Source organism: Candidatus Protochlamydia sp. R18 (genome assembly GCF_000648255.1).
GTDB lineage: Bacteria > Chlamydiota > Chlamydiia > Chlamydiales > Parachlamydiaceae > Protochlamydia > Protochlamydia amoebophila.
Map to the genome: position 1 here is coordinate 1 of NZ_BASL01000661.1, position 7,968 is coordinate 7,968.

Genomic DNA, 7,968 nt, shown 5'->3' on the forward strand with positions numbered 1-7,968 from the left:
TTAGCAGAGCAGCATCGCTTGTTGTTAATGGCTGCCTAAAAACCCAAAATTCAGGTTATTAATAATCTATGCAACCTTAGAGATAAATTCTGATAAATGATATAGTGCTAAACCTATGTCTTGTTTTAACCAAAAAGCAAAGCTAAAAACCTATTTTGTCGAAGCAAAAGAGAGTTAAGATTAAGGAGAATCATGACCGAATTACCTAAAGCCTATGAAGCAAAAAAGATCGATGAGAAATGGTATCAATTTTGGGATGCAAAACGATATTTTACAGCTAATCCTCTATCGACCAAACCTGCTTATTGTATTGTCATTCCTCCTCCTAATGTCACTGGCGTTCTTCATATGGGACATGCTTTAGTCAACACAATTCAAGATATTTTAATTCGTTGGAAAAGAATGCTTGGTTTCGAAACCTTATGGGTTCCAGGAACAGACCATGCAGGAATTGCCACCCAAATGGTTGTAGAAAGGCACCTCATCCAAACTGAGGGAAAAAAACGAACAGATTATACACGTGAAGAATTTTTAAAACATGTGTGGACATGGAAAGAAAAGAGCGAAAATCGGATTATTGAGCAATTAAAAAGACTCGGAAACTCTTGCGATTGGACCCGTCTTCGTTTTACGATGGATGAAAACAATAGTTTGGCGGTTCGAACAATGTTTAAGAAATTGTTCGACGATGGTCTTATTTATCGTGGAGATTATCTTGTCAATTGGGATCCTCATACTCAAACAGCTTTGGCAGATGATGAAGTTGAATATGAAGATAAGCAATCTTTCCTTTGGTATTTTAAGTATCCATTGAGTGATGAATCTGAATTCATTTCCATTGCCACGACGCGACCAGAAACTATGTTAGGAGACACCGCTATCGCTGTTTCTCCTAATGATGAAAGGTTTAAGCACCTTATCGGAAAAGAAATTAGGCTCCCTTTAATGAATCGCTTAATTCCTATTATTGCAGATCACCATGTCGATCCTTCTTTTGGAACAGGAGTTGTTAAGATCACTCCCGCTCATGATCCCAATGACTATCAAATAGGTCTTAATCATCAGCTACCGTTTATCAACATCATGACTCCAGATGGCAAAATCAATGAAAATGGGGGGCATTTTCAAGGATTAAGTATGACAGAAGCTCGACATGCTGTTGTTTCTGAAATGAAAGAAAAAGGACTCCTAGAAAAAGTAGAACCTCACCTCAATCGCGTAGGAATTTCTTATCGATCTAAGGCCATTATTGAACCCTACCTTTCTAAACAATGGTTTGTGAAAATGGATGGATTTTCTAAAAAGCTTCGAGAAGTTGTTCAAAATGGCCAAGTTAAATTAATCCCCTCTCATTGGGAAAGTACATATTTTCATTGGATTGACAACTTACGCGATTGGTGCATTAGTCGACAACTTTGGTGGGGTCACCGGATTCCTATTTGGTATCACAAAGAAGATTCGAATCGGTTAATTTGTTATGCTGGCTCTGATTTACCTGATGAAGTGAAAAATGCTCCAGAGGAATGGATTCAAGATTCAGATGTTTTAGATACCTGGTTTTCTTCAGCCTTATGGCCTTTCTCGACGCTTGGTTGGCCGGAACAAACACCGGAACTCGCAAAATTTTATCCTACTTCTGTTCTTGTCACTGGACACGATATTTTATTTTTCTGGGTGGCCAGAATGATTTTGATGGGCGATTATGCCCTGGATCAACCACCTTTCCCCGAAACATATTTGCTCGGATTGATTTATGGTAAATCTTATTGGCGACAAGAGTCCAATGGAGGAATTTTATACGTCAATGAACAAGAGCGCTCTGATTTTGATATGGGAAAACCCATCCCTAAAGAGGTTTTCTCCAAATGGGAAAAAATGTCTAAATCAAAAGGAAATATTATAGATCCTTTGGAAATGATTGATCAATTTGGGACTGATGCTGTGCGCATGGCACTTTGTGCGAGTGCAACCCAAGCTCGTCAAATTGATTTAGATCGAAGACGTTTCGAAGAATTTAAAAATTTTACAAATAAAATTTGGAATGGGGCGCGCTTTGTTCTCATGAATTTAGATGGGAATGAGCAAAATAGAACTATGCCTTTAACTTCGCAAAGTTTTTCTCAAGGTTTAGATGAAGCTTTATTTACTTTAGAAGACCGATGGATTCTTTCTGTTCTAAATCGAACAGTCGAAAGTGTTAACGTTCATTTAAAACTTTATCAGTTTGATCAAGCAGCAATTGAAGCTTACGATTTCTTTTGGAAAGAGTTTTGTGCTTATTACGTAGAGATCGCCAAACCCATTTTGTTTGGTAAAATAGGAACTACACAAGAAAGAACGAATAAACAAAAACTTCTTGTCATCGTTCTTTGCCAAGCTATTCGTTTGATCCATCCCATGGCCCCGTTTATTACCGAAGAGCTTTTTCACATACTTAAAGAGCGATTAGAAGGTGTTGAAGCACTAACCAAGGCAGATCCTTATACAACAGAATGTATTCAAGCTTTACAAAGCTCAGCGTGCCTTGTTGCTCCTTATCCTATAAGGATAGGAGAAAAAAATCAAGAAGTCGAAACTGCTTTTGCTTTGATGGAACAAATTGTTTATACCATTCGTAATATTCGTGGTGAAATGAAGTTATCTCCAGGGACGGCGACTGATGTCTATATCATTGGGCAAGCAGATGATCCCGAATGGCAATCTGCTCGGGAACATATTACGATGATCTCTGCTCTTGTCAAAACACGACGAATTCTAGTCGAAACAGAAGAACCAAAAATAGGTTTTGCTTGCACAGGAGTTTATCATGCTTTAAAAATTCAACTTCCTCTTCCAGAAGAGCTTCTCAAACAAGAAAAAACACGTTTAAACAAAGAGCAAGAAAAATTAGAAATTTCTCTAGAGAAATTAAAAAACCAACTTTCTAATACAGATTTTGTCAGTCGAGCACCCGCTCATTTAATTGAAAAGCAAAATCAGCAACTTTCTCAAACTGAACAAGAACTGCGAGAAATTAAAGAAAAATTAATGACTCTTCCATAAGAATTTTGCGGAAATTATTAGAGGGAAAGAGGGATAAAAAAATTTATCCTCTTTCCCTCTTCTAGAAATTTACTTCGGAGTGCATCGCATAAAGTGCCTGCCATGATGAAAGATTGGGCATACATCATCAACCAATTCTGTTAACACCTGATCTGCAATTGTAATCTCACCATTGCCCGTTTGTGCAAAAATACGCACAGCTTTGCCTCCTAAAGGTCCGGCAAGACAAATTTCATTCGTTTCAAACCAATAATCGAGATCCTGGATACAAGCTAGATAGGCGTTAAAAACTTCAGGATTATGGAAAATTTCCTTTTTTAGTTTTTTTAATTCATTCTCAGCTTGCTTAATTACCTTAAAGTACTCGACAGGAGCGTTATATGCTTTCGTAAAGCCAGGTGTGCAAAAAAATTGTCGAATCACTTCACGTTTTTGGTCAAAAGCAGCGCTGAGTTGCTTTGGATTATCTCTATACAGTTGTGCCTGAATATTTCTTTCTTCTTGGTTAAGACCAGGACTTAAAATGTTCATCAAATCTGAAAATTTTTTAGCGTTGTTATTTTTCATATTTTTAAAAGTTTCGCAAAAAGCAGATTCCAGATCTTGCACAGCTTTTCGACGTTTTTTCTCAAATGTATTAAACTTTCGTTGATATTCTTGGCCAGAAACTCCAAGTTTAATTGTCAAAATTTTCCCATTTATTCCTTGGGCTCCCCTACCGATGAGTAAATCTAAAATGAGCTTTTCATAGGCTAAACTGACTTCACTCTTTCTTGGATGCATCGGATCATTTAGACACGACTTTAAACCATCAACAAAGGACTTACGTGCTACTTCAGATCCCCCTGGATAAAAAAAATAACCCGAAGCATTTGGTTCACCAAAAACGGCATGTAAACCACAGGTGCCATCTCCAACTGTCTCTTCGATTTGAAAACGATTGCCCTTGCAGGTAAAAATTGATCTTTCAGTCAAAATAGGTATTTCTTTGACAACGAGTAAAGATGATGGGAACTTTAAAACATCTGATCCGCAGCTTTCCTCGTTTTCTATCTCTTTTTTAACATTTCCAGCTTTTGGTATTTCGCATATTTTAAATTTGATCTGTTTGCTTTCAACTTGCTTTCGCAGTTCTAAGAGTTCAAGCCGGGCAATGAGAGAATCATAGGGCGATACAGCTAATTTACAGATACGTTTGTGAAGATCATCAGCTTTACTCTTAGTGCAATTCAGTCGCTTGCTAATAATCTCTTTAAACTCTTCCTTAGTTGTCCCGTGAAATTTTGTTGTGAGTAAACCATCTGCTGCAAGAAAATCCTCGGCTTGTAGACTTTCTACAATAGTTTGAGATGAGATAATTTATTTCTTAACCTTTATTGCTTCAAAGTCTTCGACTGTGAGTTTCTCTTTTCGATTTACTTCATCCCAAAGAGAGCGATTTGAAGAAGAGTCATCATATACGGCATAGGCTTAGGTGAGCTGATCTCTCTTAAAAGCATCCATGAGGCCTTGTCTTTGTCCAACTTTTTCTAAACAGTTTGGATAACGGGCTTCTAGAGCATTACAAAGTTGATCGAGTCTTGTCGGTTTTTTAGCTGCTGAATCGCTAAGAAATTCATGCAGAAGAGCTAGACTCACATGTATTTGAGAGACAGCATCCCTTGTCTGTTGTCCAAAGCCTTTTTTGACATGATAAAGAACAACTTCTTGTGTTGTTCCCCAATCTAGTCGATATAAAAGATCAAATAACTCAATTTTTTCGACAAGAACTCGGTCGCCAACTAAGTAATTGTCAAGAGATGCGTATGAGCGGTTATAAAAATCTTCAGCATAGAGACCCGCTCCATTCTCTTTAGCCTCTTTAATTGCTTTATCAGCTGGCCAAGGATGAGGAAGATTTCGTGGGTCTCCAGGTTTTAGCAAGCAATCCTGTAATAGTTTACGAAACTCTACCTGAACCCATCGTAGGTAGTCAGGAGAAATCGAAAGCCACAGACCTCCAACCAGAAAATAGCTTTTTTGGCTTTCTGTAATTCTAATTTCCCCACCAAACATTTTTCGAAGAGAGCTTTTCTCTATTTTTTCCCGCACTTTGAATTCTATCTTGATCTCTTTAAGGATTTTTGCAAAGTCATCAGCATTTTGACATTCCTCTAAACTTGGCACCACTTCACGTAATAAATGCAGTATTTCTTGAGCAGATTTTGCAGAATCCCATTTGCAATCTTTTCGTTTGCGTTGAGGAATCAAATGAGAAACAAGCCGGAAACTAGACGAGGTGGCATAGTCTTTGACTAATCGATGAGCGAAAAAAGAGGAAGCGAGATCCCCTCCTGGAAAGCTTTCCAAATTGATTGATCCATTAACTGCTCAAGAGCTGCCTTTTCTGAAGGGTCTACTGGTTTTAAATACTTCCAAAAAGCAAGATCTATATGATCTTTTTCCTCTTCACCCTTCCCATTAAGAATTTTTTGTTTTTCTCCTACTTTAACAAGATATGTCTTTTGTCCATGATGGATTTTAGAAAGATGGTCAAGAAGTGGAGGGTAATCTGCAAGAGCGAATAGCTTTTGAAAGCGGACAGCTCCTAGTTCAATTTTAACTTGCGTCTCTTTCTTTGGAATTTTCTCTCCCTTATTGCAAAAAGTCTTGAGGCGGTACAGCGATGTTTGTGGTCGAATGCGTGAAGTCAACTGGGTAATAAATTTATCAAAATAGCGAATGATATGAAGTTCTTCCCCCTCTTTGAAGTCTTTTTCATTTCTTAGAGCATTTCCAACAAGGGGCTGATAGACAACATGATGCACTTTGTTTTCTAAAAGACGCATGAGAATAGCCTGAGGAAACTCAAATTCTGTCAGATGTGAAATTTCACGCCAGGCATCACTTGTGGTAAGGGCATAGAGATCATCATGTGTTTCTGGTGTTTTATTAGAGTTGTGATAAGTCTGTTGTCGAAAAAGGAAACCGATCATTTCAACTCGTGAAGACTGCATTTTGGATGCTTCACCTCCTAGTTTTAAAAGAGACTGCGCTAATTTTGACAGAGTTGAGATTTGCCTTGTATAGTAAAGAAGACTGAAGCCTTCTCCGACATCTTGCTTTTCTATAACTAGTTCAAAAAGACCCTGAAGTTCAATCTCGTCGCCTATAGATTTGGGAGTGATCCCCTTTTTTTGTAGCCTTATATTGGCTAGCCTCATGATTTTGCGACATAGATGGCTAAGCCTTTTTTTGAGGAGTCAAAGTGTGAAGATACTCATTTTCTTCAGTCGTCAACATCTTTACAATGCGTGCTGCAGATAAACGTCGTATACTTAAGGTTGGTGAGGTTCTGTAGGAAGCACAGGAAGAACTTCTGGAGGATTTGCTATAGGATTTGCCATATTTCAAACTTTGGTTGTATATGTATGTACAAGCTTGAGGATTTCTACTCTTTCACTTTCACAAGAGCATCACGATTAATATAGGCAATAGGACTGCTCAATTTTTGAATTGAATAAAGATGAGTACAAGTTGTAAGTGTTAAATTTTGCAAAACTGCTTGCTAGACAGCAAGACTACTAAAGAGTTTTTTAAAATTAACGCATTTGCATTTACTTGCCAATAAAATAGAATGACTGTTTTTATTAGAAGACAGTTATGTCGCAATAATAAAAAAAATTAAGAGGGTTTTTTAATTTTTTTCGTCAATTGGAAATGATTGAAACTCCAAAAATTTATTAACAAAGTATCCAAGCGGCATTTAACAAATTATTTTTTAACTTACCTGAAATTTCCTACTAGATTTTTATTTAGAAATAAGCTTAGCCTATTTCTCAGCTTCTCTTTCAGCTTTTAAGACATTCAAAAATAACTTTGTTTCTGAAATGACAACACTCGAAAGTGCACACAATCCAATTAAATTTGGAAAAGCCATTAATCCGTTGAAAACATCAGAAATTTTCCAAACAATATCTAGTTCTAAAACAGCTCCTGGAATAATCATTAAAGTAAATAAAACTCGATAAATGGGGACAGACTTAATACCAAAAAGATATTCAACACATTTTTCACCGTAATAAGCCCAACCAAGCAACGTTGTAAAAGCAAAAAGAACTAATCCAATTGTTACAATATACCCCCCACCAGTAAAAATAGAGTTAAAGGCTGCAACAGTCATAGAAGCGCCATTGAGCAATTTTCCTTGCTCATCTAGCGAACCAAATACGCCGGTCACGCCAAGTACAAGGCCTGTCACGGAACACATAATAATAGTCGCTAAAAAAGAGCCTGTCATGGAAACTAAGGCTTGACGACCTGGAAGATCTGTTTTTGCTGCAGCTGCGGCAATTGAAGCTGTTCCTAGCCCAGCCTCACTTGTCATTAATCCTCTACTCACCCCGACTCGAAGTGCTAATAGCATTGTTGACCCTAAGAAACCACCAAATGCAGCTTGACCCGTAAACGCATGGGTAATGATAGCAACAATGACATCAAAGATACGATCGTAGTGATACGCCAAAATAATACTTGCTCCCGCAATATAAAAAAGAGCCATGAACGGAACTAATAAACCAGCGACTTTTCCAATACTTTTAATTCCTCCCACAATGGTAAAGCCTGTCAATGCTGCAATAATTAGACCAGACCACCAAGGATTTACATGAAACATTGTACGCATAACATCTGCTACAGAGTTAGCTTGCAACATGTTTCCTCCACCCAAAGCAGCGACTGCTCCAAAAAAAGCAAATGAACAAGCCAACCATTTCCAACCTAAACCCGATTCAATAAAATACATGGGCCCACCACACATTTCTCCATGCTCGTCAGTAACACGATATTTTACCGCTAAAATAGCTTCTGCATATTTCGTCGCCATTCCCAATAAAGCAGTCACCCACATCCAAAAAAGAGCTCCTAGTCCACCGACTGTAATGGCTG

The 7,968-nt window shown here is 37.8% G+C and carries 5 protein-coding genes; 1 reads left to right on the forward strand and 4 read right to left on the reverse strand.

Going from position 1 to position 7,968, the window contains the following annotated elements; all coding sequences use genetic code 11:
* The first annotated feature begins 192 nt into the window (after positions 1–192).
* Positions 193–3,042, forward strand: a complete 2,850-nt coding sequence (locus TY19_RS04195) for a valine--tRNA ligase (RefSeq protein WP_042280497.1) — start codon at positions 193–195, stop codon at positions 3,040–3,042.
* 69 nt (positions 3,043–3,111) lie between these two features.
* On the opposite strand, the gene TY19_RS04200 is transcribed toward TY19_RS04195, so the two are convergent.
* The 4 genes from TY19_RS04200 to TY19_RS04215 form a co-directional block, all read right to left on the reverse strand.
* Entirely contained in the window at positions 3,112–4,017 is a 906-nt protein-coding gene (locus tag TY19_RS04200; protein ID WP_042280498.1) for a hypothetical protein, read from the reverse strand.
* A 495-nt stretch (positions 4,018–4,512) separates the two neighbouring features.
* The gene (locus TY19_RS04205; protein WP_042280499.1) at positions 4,513–5,391 is read right to left on the reverse strand and encodes a DUF6119 family protein; all 879 of its coding nucleotides are present in this window, start codon (positions 5,389–5,391) and stop codon (positions 4,513–4,515) included.
* Positions 5,337–6,245, reverse strand: a complete 909-nt coding sequence (locus tag TY19_RS04210) for a hypothetical protein (RefSeq protein ID WP_042280500.1) — start codon at positions 6,243–6,245, stop codon at positions 5,337–5,339. The genes TY19_RS04205 and TY19_RS04210 overlap by 55 nt, the downstream gene beginning before the upstream one ends.
* Before the next feature lie 608 nt (positions 6,246–6,853).
* Positions 6,854–7,968 (reverse strand): alanine/glycine:cation symporter family protein (locus TY19_RS04215; protein WP_042280501.1); only part of this gene is annotated, 1,115 nt, incomplete at its 5' end.

Bases quoted from the DNA above. Each gene is read 5' to 3' on its own strand.
- TY19_RS04195 (WP_042280497.1), top strand. From the start codon at position 193: ATGACCGAATTACCTAAAGCCTATGAAGCAAAAAAGATCGATGAGAAA.
- TY19_RS04210 (WP_042280500.1), bottom strand. From the start codon at position 6,245: ATGAGGCTAGCCAATATAAGGCTACAAAAAAAGGGGATCACTCCCAAA.